Annotated in this window: 23 protein-coding genes; 18 read left to right on the forward strand and 5 right to left on the reverse strand. The window is 48.6% G+C overall.

Translation table 11 applies throughout. The annotated features are described in order from the left end of the window. Positions 1–92: 92 nt before the first annotated feature. Entirely contained in the window at positions 93–539 is a 447-nt protein-coding gene (locus tag DXA36_RS05505) for an RrF2 family transcriptional regulator (protein WP_118677674.1), read from the forward strand. On the opposite strand, the gene DXA36_RS05510 is transcribed toward DXA36_RS05505, so the two are convergent. Beyond that, positions 536–1,456 carry a GGDEF domain-containing protein gene (locus tag DXA36_RS05510; RefSeq protein ID WP_118677150.1) on the reverse strand — a complete coding sequence of 307 codons (921 nt, stop codon included), beginning with the start codon at positions 1,454–1,456 and terminating at the stop codon, positions 536–538. The genes DXA36_RS05505 and DXA36_RS05510 overlap by 4 nt on opposite strands. A gap of 255 nt (positions 1,457–1,711) precedes the next feature. Here DXA36_RS05510 and DXA36_RS05515 point away from each other — a divergent pair, with 255 nt between their 5' ends. From DXA36_RS05515 to DXA36_RS05525, 3 genes are all read left to right on the forward strand, one after another. Continuing rightward, positions 1,712–3,412: a bifunctional diguanylate cyclase/phosphodiesterase gene (locus DXA36_RS05515; protein WP_118677152.1), complete on the forward strand. Its 1,701-nt coding sequence runs from the start codon at positions 1,712–1,714 to the stop codon at positions 3,410–3,412. Position 3,413: 1 nt separating this feature from the next. After that, on the forward strand, positions 3,414–5,201 hold the full coding sequence (locus DXA36_RS05520; RefSeq protein WP_118677154.1) for a DUF6044 family protein: 1,788 nt from the start codon (positions 3,414–3,416) through the stop codon (positions 5,199–5,201). A gap of 258 nt (positions 5,202–5,459) precedes the next feature. Then, complete coding sequence (locus DXA36_RS05525; RefSeq protein WP_118677156.1) at positions 5,460–6,413, forward strand: radical SAM/SPASM domain-containing protein; 954 nt, start codon at positions 5,460–5,462, stop codon at positions 6,411–6,413. A gap of 93 nt (positions 6,414–6,506) precedes the next feature. On the opposite strand, the gene DXA36_RS05530 is transcribed toward DXA36_RS05525, so the two are convergent. After that, positions 6,507–8,129, reverse strand: coding sequence for an NAD(P)/FAD-dependent oxidoreductase (locus tag DXA36_RS05530; RefSeq protein ID WP_118677158.1), 1,623 nt, complete (start codon positions 8,127–8,129; stop codon positions 6,507–6,509). 135 nt (positions 8,130–8,264) lie between these two features. Then, positions 8,265–8,537, reverse strand: coding sequence for a helix-turn-helix domain-containing protein (locus DXA36_RS05535; RefSeq protein WP_243114573.1), 273 nt, complete (start codon positions 8,535–8,537; stop codon positions 8,265–8,267). 249 nt (positions 8,538–8,786) lie between these two features. On the opposite strand from DXA36_RS05535, the gene DXA36_RS05540 reads away from it, so the two are divergent. The 12 genes from DXA36_RS05540 (at position 8,787) to DXA36_RS05590 (ending at position 19,019) form a co-directional block, all read left to right on the forward strand. Then, on the forward strand, positions 8,787–9,278 hold the full coding sequence (locus tag DXA36_RS05540) for a sporulation initiation factor Spo0A C-terminal domain-containing protein (protein ID WP_118677160.1): 492 nt from the start codon (positions 8,787–8,789) through the stop codon (positions 9,276–9,278). 22 nt (positions 9,279–9,300) lie between these two features. Further along, positions 9,301–9,462: a hypothetical protein gene (locus DXA36_RS32870; RefSeq protein ID WP_182478946.1), complete on the forward strand. Its 162-nt coding sequence runs from the start codon at positions 9,301–9,303 to the stop codon at positions 9,460–9,462. A 74-nt stretch (positions 9,463–9,536) separates the two neighbouring features. Continuing rightward, complete coding sequence (locus DXA36_RS05545; RefSeq protein WP_118677162.1) at positions 9,537–9,860, forward strand: hypothetical protein; 324 nt, start codon at positions 9,537–9,539, stop codon at positions 9,858–9,860. A 14-nt stretch (positions 9,861–9,874) separates the two neighbouring features. Continuing rightward, a complete protein-coding gene (locus DXA36_RS05550; protein WP_118677164.1) occupies positions 9,875–10,957 on the forward strand; it encodes a V0D/AC39 family V-type ATPase subunit in 1,083 nt (360 codons plus the stop codon). Between the two features lie 12 nt (positions 10,958–10,969). After that, entirely contained in the window at positions 10,970–12,925 is a 1,956-nt protein-coding gene (locus tag DXA36_RS05555; protein WP_118677166.1) for a V-type ATP synthase subunit I, read from the forward strand. A 46-nt stretch (positions 12,926–12,971) separates the two neighbouring features. Continuing rightward, a complete protein-coding gene (locus DXA36_RS05560) occupies positions 12,972–13,412 on the forward strand; it encodes an ATP synthase subunit C (RefSeq protein WP_118677168.1) in 441 nt (146 codons plus the stop codon). After that, positions 13,412–13,720: a V-type ATP synthase subunit F gene (locus tag DXA36_RS05565; RefSeq protein ID WP_118677170.1), complete on the forward strand. Its 309-nt coding sequence runs from the start codon at positions 13,412–13,414 to the stop codon at positions 13,718–13,720. Before DXA36_RS05560 ends, DXA36_RS05565 begins: the two co-directional genes overlap by 1 nt. A gap of 44 nt (positions 13,721–13,764) precedes the next feature. Next, a complete protein-coding gene (locus tag DXA36_RS05570; RefSeq protein WP_118677172.1) occupies positions 13,765–14,337 on the forward strand; it encodes a V-type ATP synthase subunit E in 573 nt (190 codons plus the stop codon). 45 nt (positions 14,338–14,382) lie between these two features. Continuing rightward, a complete protein-coding gene (locus DXA36_RS05575) occupies positions 14,383–16,149 on the forward strand; it encodes a V-type ATP synthase subunit A (protein ID WP_118677174.1) in 1,767 nt (588 codons plus the stop codon). 12 nt (positions 16,150–16,161) lie between these two features. After that, on the forward strand, positions 16,162–17,550 hold the full coding sequence (locus DXA36_RS05580; protein ID WP_118677176.1) for a V-type ATP synthase subunit B: 1,389 nt from the start codon (positions 16,162–16,164) through the stop codon (positions 17,548–17,550). Positions 17,551–17,568: 18 nt separating this feature from the next. Then, positions 17,569–18,210: a V-type ATP synthase subunit D gene (locus DXA36_RS05585; protein ID WP_118677178.1), complete on the forward strand. Its 642-nt coding sequence runs from the start codon at positions 17,569–17,571 to the stop codon at positions 18,208–18,210. After that, positions 18,207–19,019: a tyrosine-protein phosphatase gene (locus DXA36_RS05590; RefSeq protein ID WP_118677180.1), complete on the forward strand. Its 813-nt coding sequence runs from the start codon at positions 18,207–18,209 to the stop codon at positions 19,017–19,019. The genes DXA36_RS05585 and DXA36_RS05590 overlap by 4 nt, the downstream gene beginning before the upstream one ends. A 116-nt stretch (positions 19,020–19,135) precedes the next feature. On the opposite strand, the gene DXA36_RS05595 is transcribed toward DXA36_RS05590, so the two are convergent. After that, the gene (locus DXA36_RS05595) at positions 19,136–20,956 is read right to left on the reverse strand and encodes a sensor histidine kinase (RefSeq protein ID WP_118677182.1); all 1,821 of its coding nucleotides are present in this window, start codon (positions 20,954–20,956) and stop codon (positions 19,136–19,138) included. Between the two features lie 3 nt (positions 20,957–20,959). After that, positions 20,960–22,528, reverse strand: a complete 1,569-nt coding sequence (locus tag DXA36_RS05600; RefSeq protein ID WP_118677184.1) for a helix-turn-helix domain-containing protein — start codon at positions 22,526–22,528, stop codon at positions 20,960–20,962. 295 nt (positions 22,529–22,823) lie between these two features. On the opposite strand from DXA36_RS05600, the gene DXA36_RS05605 reads away from it, so the two are divergent. Both DXA36_RS05605 and DXA36_RS05610 read left to right on the forward strand, forming a co-directional pair. Continuing rightward, entirely contained in the window at positions 22,824–23,741 is a 918-nt protein-coding gene (locus tag DXA36_RS05605) for an ABC transporter permease (RefSeq protein ID WP_118677186.1), read from the forward strand. Between the two features lie 11 nt (positions 23,742–23,752). Next, entirely contained in the window at positions 23,753–24,643 is an 891-nt protein-coding gene (locus tag DXA36_RS05610) for a carbohydrate ABC transporter permease (protein WP_118677188.1), read from the forward strand. Positions 24,644–24,691: the final 48 nt, after the last annotated feature.

The raw sequence follows: 24,691 nt of genomic DNA on the forward strand, positions 1-24,691 counted from the left end.
CCTTTTCAGTCCCGGGAACGCCGCACAGACAGCCGGCGGAGGGCCATTCGGCAGCTGCGGAGTTTGAGTAAATGAGGTAAAAGATGAGTGCCATGAGAATTTCGACAAAAGGAAGATATGCGGTACGTGTTATGCTGGATTTGGCGGTAAATAACACCGGAGAATATATTAAAGTAAAACAGATAGCTGATCGCCAGGGAATTTCGGAAAAATACCTGGAGCAGATTATAGCCATCCTGAATAAGGCCGGTTTTGTGAAAAGTACAAGAGGCGCCCAGGGAGGCTATCGTCTTTCCCGGGATCCGGCGGAATATACGGTGGGCCAGATACTCCGTCTGACCGAAGGTTCCCTGAACCCGGTTCCCTGCCTGGACAGCTGCGGGGGCGAGGTGGACTGCCTGCGCTATGATACGTGCGAAACGGTGGAGGTATGGAAACAACTGGCGGATGCCATAAACGGCGTGGTGGATCATGTGACCATTGCGGATTTGGCTGAAAAACATGCAAAACGCATGGAAAGCATGACTTACATGATTTAGTCCTGTCCGGGCTGCAGCAAGCGTTCCGCAAAACGCAGGGGAAGCTGTCCGGCCGTCCGGCGGAGGGCATATACGGAATCCAGGAGGGAATCCGTCTGTACCAGCTCCGGTGCTGTACAGGTGATAAGCCCTGCACACAGCTGCAGGGAAAGCGGTTTTTCTCCAAAAAGGATAGGAACGGAAGGGGCGCTGCGGATTACCGCAAGCACCTTTTCTTTTATCGCTTCATGGGATCCATTCCCTGCGGCGAATAAAAAAGAATCTTCATCATAAATAGCCAGGAATGCTCCTTCGTCATCGCAGGGAAGCTGCTGCCGGATGGAATCGGCGGCAGCGCGCAGGATCCCGTCGCAGGCGAGACAGCCGGCCTTCATACGTATTTCTTCCAGGCCGTTAATCCCGATAAGGGCCAGATGGAAGGTGTAGGGCTGGCTGGCGGTATTCATAGCCATATGGAGCAGATGCTCTTCAATATAATGGGGCTGATAAGCCAGGGTGACGGGATCCGTCACCATCTTGTGGTTCAGCAGATGGATTCCTTCTTCGATTTCCTCCGGGGTCTCCCTGCCGTCCAGGATAAAGGCCGAGATATCGGTTCCCATTTCCAGAATCAGTTTTGTGTTCTCCAGGAGGACATATCTGCAGATTATTTGAAATACCCGGTTTCCCACACACTCAAATTTAGTACAGGCCTGCCCGGAGCGCAGCGTACGGGCGGAAATACAGTTTGCGCACTGGTGTTTCCGGTTCCACACCTGATAACAGGGGGCTTCAGGGGAAAAAACCAGACGCCCGTCTTGCCGGACAACGTTCACCACCCGGCAGGCTACCGGATCCACAAGACGCACGATAGGAAAGGTGTTCTCTAAAACAGACATTTCATTCTGTAATTCCGAAAAAGTATATTCATATTTCATATGAAAGCAGCCCCTTTCCCATAAAAGCAGGTTTATCTTACGAAGAATAACACTATAAATTCCAGAGTAGCATATTTTGTAATAAATGGCAATCCGTTGAGAGTTACCAAATAGAGATTGTGTAACTTTTTTGCAACAGTTCAGACGGTTCAACCCTTCGGCGGATTGGAAAGAGTTGACATACCTGCTGAGTATTTGTAATATGAAGGTAATGCCTAAGATTGTTGATGCATACGGAAAGTATAGGGAATAAGAATGGAAAATAAAGTCCTGCTGTCCACTATGGATAATAAACAGATAACGGAAGTGTTTCAGGCACTGAACCAGACAAGTGATGATTATTTTTACATCCTGGATTTTGTGGAGGACAGCTGTACCATATGCAGCAGGGCACTGCAGCGGTTCCATTTGTCCACGGATTGTATCTGTCCGGCCTCCCTTGGACTGCAGGAAGTGGTGGTGAAGGAGGATTTCCCTGTGCTGCGCAAAGAGCTGGAGCTGCTGCAGACCGGGAAGAAGAATTTCCACGATATGGAATACCGGTGGTACGGCCGTGATATGGAGGAGGTCTGGATCCACTGCAGGGGAACCATAGTTTATGGAAAAGAAGGAAATATCCGGCTGCTTGTGGGAAGTGTGGCGGAATCGGGCAAAGGGGAAAAAAGAGACCGTCTTACGGGCCTGTATGAAGAAAGCCGGCTCGCCCTGGATGCGGAACGAATGCTTCTGAAGGAAGAAGGAAACGGCTTTCTGATGCTGATAGGCGTGGATGATTTCAGGGAAATTAATGAAAAATACGGAATAGAGACAGGAAATGCGCTGCTGAAGGAGCTGGCGTCCATCATACGGGAATGCATGGAACCGGGAATGATGCTGTACCGTTTGGTAGCCGATGAGTTCGTGCTTTTCTGCCAGACTGACACGACCTCAGATAAGGTGCGGGCGTTGTTTGAAAAGATAAGGAAGAATATTTTCCGCCATATTGAAGAAGAGGATTACCGGAATTTTTATACCGTTTCTGCCGGACTCCTGGAAGCGCCCTATCCCTCCGGAACCTATGGGGAACTGGTGAAATATCTGGAGTTTGCCATGAGCGAAGCGAAACGCCGGGGAAAAAACGGTCTGGTGGAATTCAGCAAAAATGATTATGACGCCTACGTGAATAAGCTGGAAATCAAAGAAGAGCTTCGCAAGGCGATTTTTAATAAGTATGAAGGCTTTACCCTTTATTATCAGCCCATCGTGGATGCCAACAGCTATGAAATCAAAGGGGCTGAGGCCCTTTTGCGCTGGAACAGCAGCAAATACGGCGCCATGTCGCCGGGGGTGTTCATTCCCGTCATGGAGGACAGCGGCCTGATTATACCCATGGGATCCCATGTCATGAAAGAAGCGGTGGAATGCTGCTGCAGGCTGAAGAAGCACATCCCTTCCTTCCATATGAATATCAACCTGTCCTATGTACAGCTGAAAAAGACGGATGTGCTTCAGGAACTCCGGACACATCTGGGAATGCTGGAGGTATGCCCGGAGAATATCATGCTGGAAATTACCGAGAGCGGTTATATCGAAACGGATCTGGCTTTCCGGATGGCTATGGAGGATATCCGGGGACAGAAAATGAAGCTGGCGATTGATGATTTCGGCACGGGTTATTCGAACCTGCGTTACCTGAAGGATCTGCGGGCGGATATGATTAAAATAGACCGTTCCTTCGGGGTCAGGGCGATGGAAAGCAATTACGATTACACGCTGCTTGGGCATATCATAGAAATGGCCCACAGCATCGGCCTGGGTGTCTGCCTGGAAGGGGTGGAAACGGAGGAGGAGCTGGTAAAGCTCCAGAAGCTTGGTCCGGATTTCATACAGGGCTATCTGTTCGGCAGGCCTGTTCCGGAAAAGGAGTTTGTGGAAAAATACCTGGAAGCAGGAAGAAATACCGTGATGGAGAATTAAGATGAAGAAAATCTGCAGGACTTTGACAGAAAAATGGTATTGGCTGTTGTTTGCGGCCGTAATACTGGGAGAGGCGGCCGTATTCCTTTTTTTCGGGGAAGGAAGCTATATTGCCACCCACGATAATCTGGATCTGTTTATGGGACATTTCCAGGCAATGAAATACGCGGATGCTTTTTTTGCCCATGATGTGACAGTGCCTGTCCTGGGGGGGATTTCACGGGATTATCTCAGCTCTGAGTTTTCCCTGTATAACATTCTTTTCTGGCTCTTTCCCCCGTTTGCCGCGTATATGTGCGGGTATTTCCTGAAGATTCTGATTGCCGCGGGTTCCGTGATGCTGCTGGCGAAGGATATCTATCGGGATGCGTACAAAAAGTATGAACCGGCGGCGGTGATTATCGGCTTGATTTACGGACTTTTGCCTTTATTCCCGGCCTATGGGATTGCATTTGCGTCCATTCCCCTTGCGATACTCCTGCTTCGCCGGATTTACAGAGGGCAGAGCAGGTGGGATTATCTGTTCCTTTTCCTGTATCCGCTGCTTTCTTATTTTTCCTACTTTGGTTTCTTTATCCTTGCCTATCTGGTACTGGCTGTTATTATCCTTGCGGTGAGAGATTACCGGAAGCTGAAAAAAGGAGCCGGTTCGGCCAGTCTGAAGCAGGCGGTGAGCTGGAGACTTGTAACAGCCCTGTTTCTTCTGGCGGCGGGTTACATCTTGTTTGAGTACAGGCTGTTTGGGGAAATGCTGTTTTCCGATGTGGTTACCATGCGTTCCACTATGGCGGATGATAATTTTACCGCCGGCCAAATTGCGGCAACCATATGGGATGTTTTTTATCAGGCCATCTTCCACGCCCAGCCTTCCCATACGAAATTTGTCCTTCCCCTGTGCCTGCTGTTCCTTGGATTCCGCGTGATCGGTTTCCTCCGGGAGAAGAAGCCGGGCAGGATTCTCACGGACAGCTTCTGCCTGGTGATATATTTTATTATAGGGAACTGCCTGATCTACGGCTTTTATTACTGGGGCGGGTTCCGGGGGCTGTTTGAGACGCTGGTTCCGCCGCTTAAGGGGTTCCAGTTTAACCGGACCGTGTTTTTTAACCCGTTCCTCTGGTATGCGGCCCTGTTTTTTATCATCAAGTATCTGTATGATAAACGTAAAAAATGGCTGGGCAACCTGATCGCCTTTATCGCGCTGGCGGTGGTGGTCCTCACACCGGCGGTTTATAACGATTTTTATGATACCTGTTATTACAATGCATACCGGCTGATTAAGCAGATGCCGGTGGAGACCCTGAATTACAGGGAATTTTATTCGGAAAAGCTGTTTGAACAAATAAAGACCGATATCGGTTATAACGGGGAATACAGCGCCGCCTACGGAATGCATCCGGCTGTGCTTTCCTATAACGGTATCGCTACGCTGGACGGCTATCTGGGCTTTTATCCCCAGGAATATAAAGACAGCTTCGGTGCCATGATCACACCCGCCACGGAGCGTGTGGAGGAATGGGACATCTATTTCTGGGACTGGGGAGCCAGGGCCTATCTGTTTTCCGGATCCGGGGAGAATACCTGGAACGCGGTAAGGACGATGAATGTGGCGGATGACAGGCTTTATATTGACGGGGATATGTTCCGCAGCCTGGGAGGCAAATATCTGTTTTCCCGAATTAAAATCAGCAACGAAAAGGAACTGGGATTCACGCTGAAGGGGACCTATACCCAGGAAGAATCCCCCTATACCATATATGTATATGAAACCGGAGAAACTGCCGGCTGAACGTTATGGTGACGGTCGGCAAGCCGTATAAAGATAAACGTCCGGTTTGACAAGAAAGTCCGGGGATGATATGATGGTAAAGGCCTGCGGCAGGCATGGATTGTGCCGTATGCGGGATACTTTGCATAAACGTTCCAAACGGCAGTCCGGCAGATGTGCCGTTCTGCGATGATGGATAAATCCGTACGGTGTACGTAACGGTTCAGACGTATCGGGACTGTTCGAGGTGTACTGAATAAGAGAAGGAGACAATATAACATGCCAATCAGAATCCATAATTTCGCCGGTAAATTCGGCTGGAATATGAGAAAATACTTTCCCAAGCTGTCCAGTGAAGGGTATCTTACCTTCCAGTTCATGACCCGGGGAAAATCCCAGAAGGACTATATTGAATATTTTATGGGCAGTGATCCCGTGCCCCATCCCAATGTGGTAAACCTGGAAACGATCAACCGCTGCAACAGCACCTGCGAGTTCTGTACAGCCAATAAGAATGCGGAAAAACGTCCCTATGCCAGAATGGAAGAGAGCCTGTATTACAGCATTATCGATCAGCTCAGGGACTGGGGATACAAGGGGCATCTGACCTTGTACGGGAACAATGAGCCGTGGCTGGATACCCGGATTGTGGAATTCCATAAATATGCCAGGGAACAGCTGCCGGAGAGCTTTATCTTCATGTCCACCAACGGACTGCTTCTGGATGTGGATAAGGTGAAGGAAATCGTTCCGTATGTCAATCAGCTTATTATCAACAACTACTGCCTTGACATGAAGCTGCATGATAATGTCAGGGTGATTTATGAATATGTAAAGGCCCATCCGGAAGAATTTAAGGATGTGGATATCCTGATTCAGATGCGTTACCTGAAGGAGGTCCTGACCAACCGTGCCGGCAGCGCGCCCAATAAGGCCGCTACGGAAAAGGTAATCAAGGAAACTTGTCTGATGCCCTATACCGATATGTGGATCACTCCCGGCGGAAAGCTGGGTATCTGCTGCTGTGATAATTTTGAAGTGACGGATGTGGGCGATTTGACAACAATGCCCTTAAAGGATGCCTGGAACAGCCCGGCCTATCAGAAGCTGAGAAATGCGGTTAAGGACGGAAGGCAGAACTATCCCTTCTGTAAACACTGTGATTTTATTGATGCGGGGCTTCGTATGGAAATCGTGAACGATGTCCTGAAAAAGCGGAAAAAAGGCAGTTGAGGCAGCAAATTAAGCATAACCTGTGATGCAGATAAAAAGATTCCGGCTATAAACGGATACCATTCGTTTATGGCCGGAATCTTTTGTTATGCATTAATTCTGTTCCGCTGTGGATTCCAGATATTCCTTATCCGTATTGACATTCCAGATATTGCTTCTGTCCTGCACGCCGTGCAGGATATTATGCACGGTTTCAAAAGAGGTAACCATGGAATGGTCGATGTTGTTATAACGGTGCTGGCCGTTACGGCCGACACAGTAAAGGTTATCGATGGTATCCAGGTAATCCCGGAGGCGGTCAATATCCTTGTAGGTATCAAAATAAGCAGGGTACGCCTTTTTGACCTTCTCCATATGGGTGTCGATTACCTGGGAGGTATTGTCAATCAGGCCCATCTTTACCATTTCTTTTACGGCAAAATCGGAAAATTCCTTTTCCGTCATCCGCCACAGGGAGTCCCCTTCGTCACAGAAATATTCCAGGCCCACCCAGACCGTGTTTTCCAAATCCTTTACCATATAGGGAGACCAGTTGTTATAAATCTGGAAACGGCCCATCTGAACCGTTCTGTCATGTACATAAATCCAATCGTCAGGAACGATGTTGGCAATCGTTTTTATCTTTGTCTTATTCACCAGATTCAGTCTGGGAACCAGGACGCCAAGAGTCATATAATCCCTGTAGGGAAGGCCGGAAGCGATAGCTGCTTCTTTGGCCGGCACATCGTTCATGCCTCCCACAAGATCCTTGATTGGCATGGAGGAAATAAAGATATCCCCCTCCATGGTGTGTTCTTTTCCTTCCTTAATATAAGTAAGGGAGGTGATATGGTTGTCAGCATCCTTGTGCAGCCTGGTAACACGGCAGCCGCGGAGTATCTGCCCGCCGTTTTTAATAATTTCCTCGCCGGTTACATCCCACAGCTCACCCGGCCCCAGCTTGGGATAACTGAATTCTTCAATCAGCGAGGTTTCCACATGGCCCTTTTTCCCGCCGGGAAGGAGTTTCTTGAACATATCCATAACTATCGCCATGACGGAAAGGCCCTTGGCACGCTGCGCCCCCCAGTCAGGTGCGATTTCTTTGGGGCTGCGCCCCCACAGATTTTCCGTATATTTTTCAAAAAACATGGAATAAAGCTTCCTGCCGAACCGGTTGATATAAAAATCCTCCAGGGAATTTTCCTGCCTTTTATGAAGCACCGAAGCCAGATAGCTGAAACCGGCCTGGAGGGTGGTCAGAAAGCCCATATTTTTAAACGTTTCCCATTTCAGGGAAATCGGGTAATCAAAAAACTTCTTTTCAAAATAGATACGCGATACCCGGTTCCTGGTGAGCATCACCCGATCCGTTTTCTCCGGATCCGGCCCTCCTGCGGCAAGGGGAGGCGTCCGCTTCAGAATAATATCATCATAGGCAGGGGCGCCCTGGGGAGGAAGCATTGCATGCCACCAGGCGTTTACCTTGGGATCCTTGGAAAAGAAACGATGGCCGCCCATATCCATACGGTTGCCATTATAGTTCACTGTTTTGGAAATCCCTCCCAGTAAATCACTTTCCTCAAAAACAATGACCTCGATTTCCTCCGGCGGATTTTCTGCCTGAACATAAGGATGGTCCGCAGAGCGTGACATCCGTTGTTTGCTGCCCTTTAATAATTCATAGGCTGCGGTCAAACCTGCAGGACCGCCGCCTATAATCAAAGCTTTCTTCATATGAATAAGGTTCCTTTCTATGGTACGCATAAAATTTGCGTGCCTGTTTCAGGTAGTCATTGTTTTTATCTTAACATATTCTAAGTACTAATTCAAATAGGAATACATTGGGGATGCAGATAAAAAAGTTTGGCGTCACCCGCCCCAGCTTCCCTGTGCGGGCTGGGTTTCTTTTCCTGCCAGGTAATCCATGCTGCAGCCGAATGCGGCGGAAATTTTCAGAATGCTTTTTAAGGATGGATTTGCTGTTTTGCCGTTTGCTATTTTTTTGATCGTTTCATAGGGGACGCCGGATTTATCCGACAGGATCTTCAGGGACCAGTTGTGGCTGGAAAGCTGGGTGGATATCCGGCTCATTAATATTTCCGCCATATCGGGGTTATAAGTTTCCGTATCATAGTAATCCATTTTTCTTCCTCCGTGAATATGCATTTTTGGGGAAATGCAGTCCTTCGTAGATAAGAAAGTCAGCATTTTATCGTTATTGCAATCATCTTTTTATTCCGGCATGTGCCATAAAAGACACGCTAAGAATAAAATTTTTCTAAAATTGTGCCATAAATTACCTTTACAAATAAAAATAATCTGATAAAATAGAGTGGTAACTGTTAATTGTTAATACAATTTTGTGGGGAATGATACGAGAGGAGAGAGCATATGAGTTGTATGTGGGTATCGGTGGCTGACTGTAATCAGTCGCACATTTTTCAACTTACCCAATTACTGAGACAGGACAAGGATCTTCAAATCATTTTATCTTATGGAGATCCACATACGGACAATCGGGGGAATTGTTCATCACAAATACGTATTGAACGTTTGCTTTCCAGAATCGGAATACCGTCCCATCTGAAAGGCTATCAATATCTGAAAACGGCTCTTGCGATCTGCATGGAGGATATGGAAGAGTTGGACGGTATTACGAAGAAGCTGTATCCTGCGGTTGCAAGAAAGCATAAGACAACGGGAGAAACCGTGGAGCATGCCGTCAGACATGCTATTGAGTCTGCCTGGAAACGGGGAAATCAAAAGGAGCAGAAAAGTCTGTTCGGCTATTGCCAGTCAGAAGGCAAAAGACCTACCAATTCGGAATTCATTGCGAGAATGGCAGATTTTCTTCTGCATGACACCACATCCTTTCTTTCTTAATAAAGGAAGAGGTGGAGGATGGATGGGTGCAAAAAAGGAGATTATCTGGGATATAGAAAAAGAACGAAAAGGCGTCAGGAATCGGCAACCAGACGCTTTTTTTATTGCTAAGAAATATGAAAATGAACATTGTTTATTTGGCAGTTATGCATATTGTGGTTTGATTTTCCCGGTGGTATACTAAATTGACATGGGCAATATGACAAGCAATAATTAATTGATAGGGCATATTGACGATAGGAAGGCAGGAGGTAAGATATGGAAAAAGCCGTAGATGAAGTGATCAGCAGGCTGGCGGAGATCGAAGATACCGCCAACCGGATGAATGAAGCGGTGGAAGTGAGAAAAAAAGAGATTTCTGCCGAAATGGAAGCGAAGACAAGGGAATTTGACGAAGCCCTTGCCGCGGATACCCGGAAAAAACAGGAGGAGCTGCAGGAAAGGCTCATGAAGGAAAAAGAGGAAGCCCTGGCCGGTCTGAAAGAAGAAACCGGAAGGCTTCTGGAGAAGCTGCAGCAAAAATATGATAACGAGCATGGAAAGCTGAGCGACCGGCTTCTGAAAGAAATGGTTCGCAGCTGAAAGGACGAGGTGTTATGAGTTTATTCCGTTACAGCGGACTCTCCACGAAGGTGAAGGCCATGAGGGGCCGGCTGCTTTCCCAGGAGCAGTTCCGGGAAATGAGTGACCTGCACAGCGTACCCGAGGTCCTTTCCTACCTGAAAAAGCTTCCTTCCTACGGGAAGGTGCTGGCAGATAAGGATGAAACACATCTGCACAGAGGGGCGGCGGAGGCGCTGATAAAGCAGTCTCTCTATTATGATTTTGGCAAATTGTACAGATTTGCGGATTTGGAGCAAAGAGTATTTTTAGGAGATTATTTCATGAGGTATGAAGTGATTTTCCTGAAAAATGTGCTGCGGTATCTGTTTGACAGCCAGGAGGACCGGACAGACATCGATCTGTCGGCCTACCAGGCTGTTTTTGAGCGTCATTCTTCCATGGATCCCCATGTGCTGATGGGGGCGGAAACCGTGGAGGGCCTCATAGGGCTGCTGCAGGATACGCCGTACGGAAAGGCGCTGGCGGTGGTGAATAAAGCCGGAGGGGCCAATCTGTTTGCTTATGAAACGGCTCTGGATATGCTTTTCTTCAAACAGCTGTGGCTGGATGTGAAAAAGCATCTGAAGAAGCAGGATCTGCAGGTCATACAGCGTTCTGCCGGACTGGAGGCGGATACGCTGAATATCCAGTGGATATACCGGGCTAAAAAATATTACTGTATGGCGCCCGCGGATATTTATGCATTTCTGATTCCCATTCATTACCGGCTCTCCACCGAACAGGTCAAGCAGCTGGTGGAGGCCGAAAATGCCAAGGAATATATGGATGTCCTGCAGCAGACCAGCTATGGCAGGCACCTTGAGGAATCGTCGTACGTACAGCTGGAAAAAATCTGCGGCAGGCTGATGGATAAGGTCCATCAGGCAAACCTTCGGACGGCAGGCTATTCCGCCGCCTGCCTGGACACCTATTTGTACGAAAAGGAACAAGAGGTGAATAAGGTGATTAAGGTAATCGAATGTGTCCGTTATGGTCTGCCCGCAGAGCGGATTAAAGAATATCTGGCGTCGGCTCCCGTTCAGGCAAAGGATGAATGGGATAAGACGTCTGCATAGGAGGTGTGAGCAGTGATAGAAAAAATGAAATTTATCAGTATTATCGGACCCAAGGAAGAGATAGACAGAGTGACCTCCGAATATCTGTACCGGTACGAAATACAGCTGGAGAATACGTTATCCGAATTAAAAGACCTGAAGAATATCACTCCCTGTGCGGACAGTAATCCCTATCGGGACATCAAGGCAAAGGCAGAGGAGCTGGCTGGCCGTCTGACGGACGGGACGCAGGACGGCGGGACGGCCGGCAGGATGGAGATTGAACCGGCCGTTTCCCTGGTTGAAGGGCTGTGGAAGGAGCTGGAGACGTGCAGACAGGCGAAAAGCGGCCTGGAGGCCGAACGCAGGAAAGTGGCGGATCTGCTGACGAATATACGGCCTTTCCAGGATCTGCATTATGATGTGGCATCTATCCTCCATTTCAAACATATCAAGTTCCGTTTCGGGAAAATTCCGGTGGAATCCTATTCCAAGCTGAAGGAATACCTCATGGACGATATCTGTTCCATATTTGATGAGTGCGGAAGGGATGAGAACTATATATGGGGTGTTTATTTTGTGCCTGCCGCCGAAGAGGAAAAGGTGGACGCCGTTTATGCGTCCCTCCATTTTGAAAGAACCTTCATCGATGATGATTATGAGGGGACCGTGGAGGAGGCTTATGATAAGCTGAACGCCCGGAAAACGGAGCTGGACGGGAAGCTCCGGGAGCTTGAGGATACCTTCCTTAACCGGCTGGAGGAGCGCAAAAGCCAGATCCTGGCCGCGGCAAAACGGATCGGGGAGAGCGCCGAGTACTTTGATGTGCGCCGTCTGGCGGCCTTTACCAGGGCAAAGGATACGGTGTTTTTTATTCTCTGCGGCTGGATGACGCAGGCGGATGCGGAGAAGTTTGAAAAGGAAATCGAAGGGGATGCGGATATTTTCTGTATGATTGAGGACGGAAAAGGAACAAGCCTGGAAAACCGGTTCCGCAAGCCTCCCACCAAGCTGAAAAACCCGGGGATTTTCAAGCCCTTTGAAATGTTCATCCGGATGTACGGCCTTCCGGATTACCAGGAATTCGATCCCACGATTTTCGTGGCTGTAACCTATTCCATCATTTTCGGAGCCATGTTCGGGGATGTGGGACAGGGGCTGTGCCTGTTCGCGGGCGGTATGCTCCTGTATAAGTTTAAAAAGCTCAACCTGGCGGCTATCGTAGGAAGCTGCGGTATCTTTTCCACGCTGTTCGGTTTCTGTTTCGGCAGCGTATTCGGATTTGAGGATGTGATAGAGCCTCTCTGGCTGCGGCCTACAGAGGCGATGACAACGCTTCCGTTTATCGGCAACCTGAACACGGTATTTGTGGTTGCGGTGGGATTGGGTATGGGACTGGTGCTGTTAATGATGGTATTCCACATCATCAACAGCCTGCGTGCGAAGGATTTGGGAGAAGCGCTGTTTGACACTAACGGTGTGGCCGGGCTGGTGTTTTACGGGGCTGTGGCCGCGGTGGTGGTGCTGTTCATGACAGGGCACTCCCTTCCCGCAGGAATCGTCCTTGTGGTGATGTTTGCGGTCCCTCTGCTGGTGATAGCCTGCAAGGAACCCCTTACCAACAAGCTGAACAAGAAGAAGGAGCTGATAGAAGGCGGCAAAGGGATGTTTGCGGTGCAGGCATTTTTTGAAATGTTTGAAGTGCTTCTCAGTTACTTTTCCAACACCCTGTCCTTTGTGCGTATCGGAGCCTTTGCGGTGAGCCATGCGGCTATGATGCAGGTTGTGCTCATGCTGGCCGGGGCGGAAAACGGGGGGACCCCCAACATCATCGTCATTATTATAGGCAACCTGGTTGTCTGCGGGATGGAAGGACTTATCGTGGGGATACAGGGACTGCGGCTTCAGTATTATGAATTCTTCAGCCGGTTCTATAAAGGGGACGGCAGGGAGTTCAAGCCATATGCAAAGACGGCAAAGAGCAATTAAAAGTACAAACATAGAAAAGAAAAGGACTAATAGGAGGTCATTTATCATGGCAAAAATTTTATTATTTACAGCATTAATTTTAAGCATTGTGGTACCTTTCCGGATGTATTTTAAAGGGGAAAAATCCAAAAGAAGATATAAAATATCCCTGGCAGTCAATGCCGTTGCCTTTTTCGGCCTCATGCTGGGAACCGGCCTTGTGATGTTCGGCGGCCAGGCATCCGCTGCGGATGCGGCAAATGCGGCGGCAGCAACAGCTGCCGCGGGCGGTATGGCAACCGGTTTGGGCTATCTGGCTGCGGGCCTTTCCATCGGCCTTTCCTGCGTGGGCGGCGGTATCGCCGTTGCCAGTGCGGCAAGTGCGGCGCTGGGAGCTATCAGCGAAGATTCCTCCATCCTTGGCAAGTCCCTGATCTTTGTAGGTCTTGCCGAAGGTGTCTGCCTCTACGGTCTGATCATCGCCTTCATGATCCTTGGTAAACTGTAATGAAAATGTATCTTATCAGCGATAACATTGATTCCTACACCGGCATGAGACTTGCCGGCGTAGAGGGGGCGGTGGTCCATGAAAAGCAGGAGCTGAAGGCAGAAATCGACAAGGTGCTTGCCGATAAGGAAATCGGGATCCTGCTGCTCACGGAAAAATTCGGAAGGGATTTTCCGGATGTCGTCAACAATGTGAAGCTGAATTATAAAGTGCCGCTGGTGGTTGAGATACCTGACAGACATGGTACCGGCCGGAGATCGGATTTTATTACGGCATATGTGAACGAAGCTATCGGTATCAAGCTGTAACTGTGAAGAAACGGAACAGTTCAGGTTATAATAGGAGGTTCTTTATGACAACAGAGGAAAAGTTAAAGCATTTCCTGGATGTGACGACGGAAAGCACCAACGCGAAGAATGCGAAGGTTCTTACTGATTATACAAATGCGCTGGAAAAAGCGCTGGAAGAGCATAAGGAAGAGAGCACGAGAAAAGCAGCTCTGCAGCTGAAGCTTTCCGAGGACAGCTTCAAAAAGAAGCAGAACGCCGAAATTGCCAGGGCACAGCTGCAGATCCGGGAAAAGGCGGGCGAGCTTTCCGAGGAACTGAAGGCAAAGCTATTTACTGAGGTAAGGGATAAGCTGGAGAACTATATGGATACCAGGGAGTACCAGGATTATCTGGTGGCTGAGATCCGCAAGGCGAAGGAATTCGCCGGAGGGGATGAGGTGCTTATTTATATTGATCCGGCGGATTCCGGCAAGCTCAATTCCCTGGCGTCCATGACCAATACGACGGTTGAAGTGAGCAAATATGGTTTTGGCGGGGGTATCCGCGCATTAATCCGCTCCAGGAATATACTGATAGATCAGTCCTTTGAAACAAAGCTGAAGGAAGCGGAAGGAGCTTTTGTTTTTCAGGTATAGGGCTTGGCAGGCCGTAACTTATGACAGAAAGAGAGAGATCTTGTTATGGAAAAAACAGGAAAGATATATGGAATTAACGGGCCTGTAATTACGGTAAAAGGTGATGTGGGATTTTCCATGGGAGAGATGGTCTACGCCGGCGAAGAGAAGCTGATCGGAGAAGTCATTTCCCTGACAAAGGAATTTACCACCATTCAGGTTTACGAGGAAACCTCCGGAATGAAGCCCGGGGAAACGATTACAGGAACCGGGGCCACCTTGTCCGTAACGCTGGCGCCGGGAATCCTGAACAACATATTTGACGGTATTGAGAGGCCGCTGGAAGAGGTGGCAAAGATCTCCGGTGACTTTATCAGCAGGGGCTTTGCCGTGGATGCGCTGGATACCCATAAGGAATGGGATACCAGGGTGCTGGTGAAGAAAGGGGATAAGGTCAGCGGAGGCACCATCCTGGCCGAAGTACCGGAAACCCCCGCTATTGTGCATAAGGTTATGGTACCGCCCGGAATGCAAGGGTATATCATCAGTGCGGCACAGGACGGAAAATATACCATCAGTGATACGCTCGCGGTGCTGCAGAAGGCGGACGGTACGGAAACTGCGCTGACGATGGTGCATAAATGGCCTATCAGACGCCCCCGTCCCACGGCAAGAAGGTTCCCGGTTTCCCAGCCCCTGGTAACCGGCCAGAGGATACTGGATACCCTGTTCCCCATCGCCAAAGGGGGGACGGCGGCGATTCCCGGAGGGTTCGGAACGGGGAAAACGATGACCCAGCACTCCATTGCCAAATGGTCCGATGCGGATATTATCATATATATCGGCTGCGGGGAACGCGGCAATGAGATGACGGAGGTATTAGAGGATTTCTCCAAGCTGATCGACCCCAAATCGGGAAATCCCCTGATGGACAGGACGGTGCTGATTGCGAATACCTCTAACATGCCGGTGGCGGCCCGTGAGGCAAGTGTATACACCGGAGTTACCCTGGCGGAATACTACAGGGACATGGGCTACCATGTGGCGATTATGGCCGATTCCACCTCCCGTTGGGCAGAGGCTCTGCGTGAGCTTTCCGGACGTCTGGAGGAAATGCCTGCCGAGGAAGGCTTCCCTGCCTATCTTGCCAGCCGTTTGTCCGCGTTTTACGAACGGGCCGGCATGGTGCAGAATCTGAACGGCACGGAGGGAAGCGTATCCATCATCGGTGCGGTATCCCCCCAGGGCGGCGATTTTTCCGAACCGGTTACCCAGAATACCAAGCGCTTTGTCCGCTGCTTCTGGGGACTGGACAAGGGCCTGGCCCATGAGAGGCATTTTCCTGCTATCAGCTGGCTGTCCAGCTACAGCGAATACCTGCCGGATCTGGCAGGCTGGTATGCGGATCATGTGGGGAGCGATTTCATAGACAACAGAAACCAGCTGGTATCCATACTGACCCAGGAAAGCGGGCTTATGGAAATCGTCAAGCTCATCGGCGGCGATGTGCTGCCCGACGATCAGAAGCTGACGCTGGAAATCGCCAGGGTTATCCGTCTGGGCTTCCTGCAGCAGAATGCATTCCACCCGGAGGATACCTGTGTGCCCCTGGCGAAGCAGAAGCTGATGATGGAGACTATCCTTTACCTGTACCAGAAGTCCAAAGTGCTCATTTCCATGGGGATGCCCATGTCGGTGCTGCGGGAGGATCCCATATTTGACAAGGTGATTTCCATCAAGTATGATGTGGAAAACAGCCGTCTGGATAAATTTGAAGATTATAAGAAGGCAATTGATAAGTTTTACGATGATGTCATTGCCAGAAATGCATAAAGGAGGCGCATTATGGCAATAGAATATTTGGGCTTGCACAGTGTGAACGGCCCGTTTGTAGTATTGGAAGGCGTCCAGGGCGCATCCTTTGACGAGGTGGTGGAAATCACCATGGACAATGGCGCGGATCGCTTGCTGGGCCGTGTGGTGGAAATCAATGAGGATAAAGCGGTGGTGCAGGTGTTTGAAAAGACGGAAAACCTGTCCCTGCAGAACACCCACACCCGGTTTACCGGGCATCCCATGGAAATCGGGCTTTCCGAAAGCCTGCTGGGAAGAACCTTCAACGGTATCGGCGAACCCATCGATAATCTGGGGGAAATCGTGGCGGAGAAAAAGGCGGATGTGAACGGCAAACCCCTGAACCCGGTGAGAAGGGAATATCCCCGTAACTATATCCGTACCGGCGTTTCCGCCATTGACGGGCTGACAACGCTGATCCGGGGGCAGAAGCTCCCTATTTTCTCCGGAAACGGCCTTCCCCATGACCAGCTGGCTGCGCAGATTGTGCGCCAGGCATCCCTGGGAGATAATTCCGAGGAGAAGTTCGCTATTGTTTTTGCCGCCATGGGCGTAAAATATGACGTGGCGGAATATTTTAAAAGCACCTTTGAGGAAAGCGGCGTATCCGATCATGTGGTCATGTTCCTGAACCTGGCGAACGACCCGGTGGTGGAAAGGCTGATCACCCCCAAGGTGGCTCTTACCGTGGCGGAATATCTGGCATTTGAAAAGAGCATGCACATCCTGGTTATCCTGACGGATATGACATCCTTTGCCGAGGCCATGCGTGAGGTATCCTCCAGCAAGGGGGAAATCCCGTCCCGTAAGGGGTATCCGGGTTATCTCTACAGTGAGCTGGCGACCATTTATGAACGGGCCGGCATTGTGGAAGGCGTGGACGGTTCGGTGACCCAGATCCCCATACTTACCATGCCCAACGACGATATCACCCATCCCATCCCGGATCTGACCGGATATATTACGGAGGGACAGATCGTCCTGGACCGGGAGCTGAACGGGAAATCCGTGTACCCTCCCATCAATGTGCTTCCTTCTTTGTCCCGTCTGATGAAGGACGGTATCGGAGAGGGCTATACCAGGGCGGATCACGCAGACGCCGCCAACCAGCTTTTTGCCTCCTATGCCAAGGTGGGGGACGCCAGGGCGCTGGCAAGCGTTATCGGTGAAGATGAGCTTTCCCCTCTGGATAAAAAGTATCTGGAATTCGGGAAAGCCTTTGAGGCACGTTTCGTAGGCCAGGGGCAGGAGGAAAACCGGACAATCCGGGAGACCCTGGATATCGGCTGGGAGCTTCTGCATATGCTTCCCAGGGAGGAGCTGGACCGTGTCAATACCAAGGTACTGGATCAGTATTATCCCGCCGGGGAGAAGGCGTAAAGGAAAGGGTGTGAGCACATGGCAGAGAAAAACATATTTCCTACCAAAGGCAACCTGATCATGGTAAAGAATTCCCTGGAGCTGGCAAAACAGGGCTATGAGCTGATGGATAAAAAAAGGAATATCCTCATACGGGAGCTGATGAACCTGAATGAGGAAGCAAAGGCCATCCAGTCGGAAATCAACGAGACCTTTACCAATGCCTATGAAGCCCTTCAGCAGGCGAATATCGAAGTGGGAATCCATTACGTGCAGGAAATATCCCACGCGGTGCCGATAGAAACTTCCGTCCGCATTAAAACAAGAAGCATTATGGGAACGGAGATCCCCAAGGTGGAATATACGCCGGATGAGGCCGGTCCCAGCTATGGCTTCTACAGCACGAGGGAGTCCGTGGACAGGGCCAGGGAAGGCTTTTTGAAGGTGAAGGAGCTGACAATCAAGCTGTCTATGGTGGAAAACGCCGCATACCGGCTGGCAATGAACATCCGCAAGACACAGAAACGTGCCAATGCGCTGAAGAACATCACCATCCCTACCTACACGGCGCTGGTTAAAGATATCAGCAATGCCCTGGAGGAAAAGGAACGGGAAGAATTCACCAGGCTGAAGGTGATAAAACGTAACATGAATAAGAAAAAAGCGCAGGAGGCCGGATGAAAGAGATCAGAAGAATCCCCTTGGAGGGACTGCATAATACCAGAGATTTAGGCGGTTTTGAAACGGCGGACGGAAAGAAAATACGCCCCCGCAGGCTGCTTCGCAGCGGGCAGCTGGCCGGTATGACCGAAACGGATAAACAGATCCTCACACAAGAGTACGGCCTGCGCACAGATGTGGACTTCCGCACCGGACAAGAACGCGGCGAGGCCCCGGATCCCGAACTCCCCGGGGTGGCCTATGTGGTAAATCCCATTCTCAGCGATCAGGCGATCGGAATCACCCGGGAACAATCCGCCGAAAAGGACATGATGAAAATGCTGGTACAGCAGATGAGCAGCAGCGAGAAGGCGGCGGAGGAATATATGGCAGGCCTGTACCGCAATCTGGTCATGGATCCCTTTTCCAGACAGCAGTACCGGAAGTTTTTTGACATCCTCCTGGCACAGGAGGAAGGCGCCGTCCTGTGGCACTGCAGCGCCGGGAAGGATCGTGTGGGCGTGGGCACCGCCCTGCTCCTGTCCGCTCTGAATGTGCCCAGAGAGACTATTCTGGCAGATTACATGATGGTGAATACCTTTACTGCGGATGTGGTGGAGGGCCATCTGGAAAAGCTGAAGGAACGTCTTCAGAACCCGCAGCTCATTGACTGCCTCAGGGAATTGATGCAGGTGCAGGAAAGCTATCTTATCCGTGTGTTCCAGGCCATTGAAGAAACGTATGGCACAATGGATGCGTTTCTGGAAAAGGAAATGGGACTGGATGAAGAGAGAAGGGAACGGCTCCGGGAGATGTATCTGGAAAGTTAACGGCATGTGGTTGTTTTGTGATATCCTGTTTTTATAATACCTGGTTTATCCGATTGTAGTGCATTCGGGATAAGCCAGGTTTTTTATAACGAAAGAAAAACAGTGGTTGCTGCAGATTAAGTATTTAAGCACATTAACGGAACCCGTACATATACCTCTGTCCCTTTGCCCGGCCGGCTTTCAAAATACAGATGGTAGCCGGAACCATAATAAAGCTGGAGCCGGGAATTCACATTTTGGATTCCATATCCGTGGCCTTCATCGGGAGTCTGCAGATTTTTGTTCAGAAGCTCCAGCTGACGGGAATCCATCCCTATGCCATTATCAGCGATTATCAGGCACAGAAGCCCTTCCTCCTCGTGCCAGGAGCGGATGGAGATGGTACCCCCCATGTCATCTTTTTCAAAAAGGCCATGCTGTATGGCGTTTTCCACGAGGGGCTGAAGGATCATCTTAATAATCGGCTGGTTCAGGAAACGCTTCTCAATATGGCATTCGTATTGGATGGTATCCTGAAAACGCAGATTCTGGAGACGGATATAAGCCTCTACCTGCGCCAGCTCATCTTTCAGCCGGATCTGTTCCTGACCGTTGCTTAAGCTGACCCGGTAGAAGGTGGCGAGGGAGTTCACTGCGGTATCTATTTCCTTTACCATATTTTCTTCCGCAAACCAGTGAATCAGATCCAGGGTATTATAGAGAAAATGCGGGTTGATCTGTGCCTGCAGGACACGGAGTTCCGCATTTTTGATTTCTTTTCCGTTTTCGTACTGGCTTTCTATCAGGATTTCCATTTCCCCGATCATATAATTGTAGGTATCCATCAGTTCATCAATTTCGTCCCATGTGTTTTTTGGTTTGCCCTGAGGCAGAGGGGTGAGCTTGCCGGTACGTACCTCACGCATTTTGCTGTTTACGTGAGATAACCGGTTGGTGATGTTGTTGGCGGTCGTATTTGCAAAGAAAAAGCTGGCGGCTACCAGTATAAGTCCCAGCACCAGCATAATATTTCTCAGAACCGTGATATCCTTCACAACGTTTTGGTAAGGAATGAGGGTGGTGAGGGAGAGAGTATAGGAATCCATGGGATCGGTTTTCATCAGATACCGGATATTTTGTATGGTTACCTTGTTCCATTCATGGGGATGATAGCCGCGTGCGGGGGCAACAGCCAGGCTTTCTTCATACAGGGAAAGCTGGCTGTTGTCAGAACAGGCAATCATATTCTCCCCGTCTGCCGTTACAAAATTGACGACTCCGTCCATATTGGTATTGCTTACAGAGGTGTCCAGATAAGAGCGGGGGATATCCAAAACCACAAGTGCCAAAGGATTAGGGTAGTAGGAGGTATCCACAATGACCCTGGCTAGGGAAAAGCTGTCTTTCCCATAGGAGGAGAACAGGTTTTCTTCCGGAGATATGAGATAAAAGGAAGTCCTGTCTTTTTTATAACCATCCATAATTGCCCGGAACCATTCTTCTTCTGTGACATCGCTGTAATTAAAATACCGGCTTTGGTTATTAAAATAAGAAAAACTGTCGTTAAAATAAATACGGATATCGCAGACGGTGTTAGTATTTTCAATACGGGTGGGAATACAGGAAAAAAGCACACTTTCAAAATTCAGTTTATCCGTTTTCTGCCGGTTAATGTTGTAATCCGTAAAATCCTGCCCGAGTAGGGACTGCACGCTCCCGGAAAAGGAATAGGAAAGCGTGAGCGCATCATATTTGTTTATAAAGCTCTGCAGGGAATTTTCCGTCTGCCGGATGGTATCACTGGCAGACTGGAGAAGGCGCTTTTCCATCAGCATGGCGCTGGCAAAATAGGTTGCCGCCGAGAGCAGGAAAAGCAGGGTGACACTGGGAATGAGATAAGAAATTAAAATTTTAGTTTTTAATTTATGGGAATATTGAAAACGTGAAAACCAATTCATACTTTATCCTTCCACATGTAAATCCCGGTAAACAGAGGGAGAACAGCCGGCAATTTTCTTAAAGGTTTTGGCAAAATAATTTTGATTCGCAAATCCTACAGAATCGGAAACCTCAGCGATTTTCTGATCCGTATTTACAAGAAGTTCCTTGGCTTTCCAGATACGGTATTCGTTAATATAATGATTGATTGTCAAACCGGTTTCCTGTTTAAACAGATAACTTAAATAAGATATGGAAAGGCTCAGCTTATCACTCAGAAACTGGATGTCCAAATCCGGATTGCGGTAATTGTCAATGACAAGCTGTTTGATTAGAGAAGAAACAGAAGTTCCGCCGGGACTTTTCAGGGCCTTAAAGGAAAGGGAGAGATAATTCCGTGTAAAAGTAAGAAGATCATCCAGGGTATTGGCGGAATGGATCAGTTCCCACAGGTAATTTTCCGTTTCCAGTGCATCGGTGCCGGCTTTATTTTTGGTATAACTGACCAGCCAGGAAAGAAGCCGGTAAAAATTTTCCTTTGTGTTACTGATGAGTGTTCCCGGATGGGAACGGAATCCCTGCTCCAGTTCTTCCAGCAGCGCAAATGATTTATCCGTATCTTTATCATGTACAGCCTGTTTCATGGCATCCAGTAATTCCTGGGAAAGACTGTAGCTGTCGGAGGGCATTTCCTCGGCAAAAGAGAGGGAATTGCTTCCGGCATAGAATAAGGTCTGCAGATTGATGGCGGCGGCATTGTAGGAAAGGTATATTTCCTCCGGGGAAGCCACCAGCGGTCCGATGCTGATGAAATGGGGGAATTCGGCTATTTTTTCCGATATTTCCTTCATTAGGTTTTCCCAAAAGACTTTAGAAAAGGCAGAAACCATCCGGTCAGGTGTGGAGAGCAGATGAATCACCAGATTATTTTCCCGGTAATCAGTGATCAGAAAAGGAAGATGCTTATCCCGTATCGTTTCCGAGATAATTTCCTGGCATTGTTCCAGCATATTATGAAAGCCAAGTTTTTCATTTGAAGAATCAGGGCCGGGAAGAAAACGGAAAATAACAGTCAGGCTGTCCCGGAAGTCTTCATAGGATTGGCCGCTTTCGGACAGCAACACGGGCAGCTGGCCGTTGGACACCGGCCTGGCAAGCAGAAATCGGGCAAGACGCTTCCTGTTTGCCTCTTTTACAAAATAGCGGGAATACCGGAGCTCGTTGCAGTAGGACACCGCCTGGTTAAGCGCTTCCTGAAGAGCCTGGGTTTCCACAGGCTTGTCTATGTACTGTAAGGCTTGCATACTGATGGCAGAACGTAAATATTCTTTATCGGAATAACCGCTTAAAAAAATAATGACACAGTCCGGATAGAGATTCCGTATTTCCTGGCACATGTGAATCCCATCCATTCGGGGCATCCGTACATCAGAAAGGACAATATCCACCGATGTATATTGGGCAATTGCCAGTCCTTCTTTTCCATCCCGGGCTTCCAGAATTGTGGAAATGCCGCTGGGATCAATGTCTATTTTCTTAATAATTCCTTTTCGTGTAAAAAGTTCGTCGTCGGCAACAAGAAGTGTATACATATTTTTAACGTTTCCCCTTTCCCTTTAATTCCCGCAGAAATAAATCGGACGGATGTGCGTCCACGTCCTATCTATATTCTTATTTTACTTCATAATAAATGAATTTCAAACGGAAATGCGCTGGAAAAAACAGAATCAAAAGAATTTACCAACTATCAGAGGATAGTGCTAAAACATAGGTAAAAATGTTGCAGGGTTTAAAGGATTGTTCGATTGTGGCACAACGTAAGAGTTTGTTAAAATAAAACCAGTGAAAGAAACATAAGTGTGCAGAGCACGCAGAGGGGAGTTACATGTGAAACAGACGGGTTTATTTCAAAAAATGGGGAAAAACAGGATTATGCTGCTTATGTTGGCGCCCGCAATTGCCTATACGGTAATTTTCAGCTATATTCCCATGACGGGAATTGTCCTGGCATTTAAAAAGTATAACTATCAGGACGGGATTTATAGAAGTCCCTGGGTGGGGCTGAAGAATTTCGATTATATGATCGTTTCTGATAAGCTCTGGTCCCTGACCCGCAATACCCTCCTTTACAATATCGCGTTTATTGTACTGGGCATCGTTTTTGAAGTTGGTTTTGCTGTTATGCTTAGTGAAATCAACAACCGGATTTTTAAGAAGGTATCCCAGACGGTAATGTTTCTTCCCTATTTTATATCCTGGGTTGTGGTATCAACAGTAATGCTGAATATATTCGGTGATAACGGGGTGCTGAATAATGTGCTGGCATCCATCGGCGGAGAACCATACAGCATATACAGCCATGTGAAAACCTGGCCTGTTGTCATGGTGTGTGTCCGACTGTGGAAGCAGACCGGCTATGGAACCGTGGTTTATCTGGCGGCGATTGCGGGAATCAGTACGGAAATGTACGAAGCGGCGGAAATTGACGGCGCTGATGTCTGGAAAAAGATTACCTGCATTACGATTCCCAGCCTGAAGCCTACTATATTTATAATGGCCCTTCTGGCAATCGGAAATATTTTCCGGGGGGATTTCGGAATGTTTTATCAGCTGGTCAAAAACAATCAGCTTCTCCTGGAAACCTCCGATGTCATTGATACCTTTGTATACCGGACAATGATTACTACCAATGATTACGGCATGTCTGCGGCGGCGGGTCTCTATCAGTCGGTATTGTGCTTTATCACAATATGTACGGCGAATTTCATTGTTAAGAAAATCGATCCCGATTATACCCTGTTTTAGGAGGAGCGGCCATGAAAAGAAAAAGTACCGATAGAGTTATTTTTGCTATGGTTTCCTATACATTGACTGCCTTTTTTGCCCTTGCCTGTGTCATTCCCTTTTATCTGATTATTGTAGGTTCCTTTACCAGTGAACATTCCATCCTTACGGAAGGCTACAGCTTTCTTGTTACAGCCGAACGGTTTTCCCTGGCTGGATATCATACGGCTTTAAAGAATCCGCTGGAAATTCTTCGGGCATATGGAGTGACCATATTTGTTACAGTTGCGGGGACGGTGCTTTCTATCATTCTGATGACCATGACAGGCTATGTACTGGCGAGAAAGGATTTTCCCTGGAAAAACGGCTTTTCCTTCTTCTTCTTTTTTACAACATTATTTAATGGAGGGCTTGTACCCTGGTATCTGCTGTGTACACAGACCTTCCTGTTCAATAATAAACTGTATGCTTTGATTATACCCGGACTTTTTTCAGTCTGGAATATGATTATCGCTAAAAGTTTCATGAAAGGTATCCCCTATGAAATGGTGGAAGCAGCCAAGATGGACGGGGCCGGGGACTTTTGTATTTATTTACGGATCATGCTGCCTATGGCAAAGCCATTGATTGCTACGCTGGGGCTGTTCACCGCATTGGCGTACTGGAATGACTGGTATAACTGTATGCTGTTTATCAACGACAACCGGCTCTGGAATCTGCAGTATACGCTGCAGAATATACTGAACAGCTCCGAGGCACTGAAACGGATTGCAGCTCTGACCGGACAACAGGTTCAACAGCTGCCCAGCGAATCCATGAAAATGGCTATGACGGTAATCGCTACAGGCCCGATTGTTCTGCTGTATCCTTTCCTGCAGAAGTATTTTGTAAAAGGACTTACAATCGGCGCGGTGAAAGGCTGAGCCGAAACAAAAGAATTTACGGTTGCTGCAGTGTTCGGTGAAGTATAG

This window comes from Eisenbergiella sp. OF01-20 (genome assembly GCF_003478085.1).
Classification (GTDB): domain Bacteria; phylum Bacillota; class Clostridia; order Lachnospirales; family Lachnospiraceae; genus Eisenbergiella.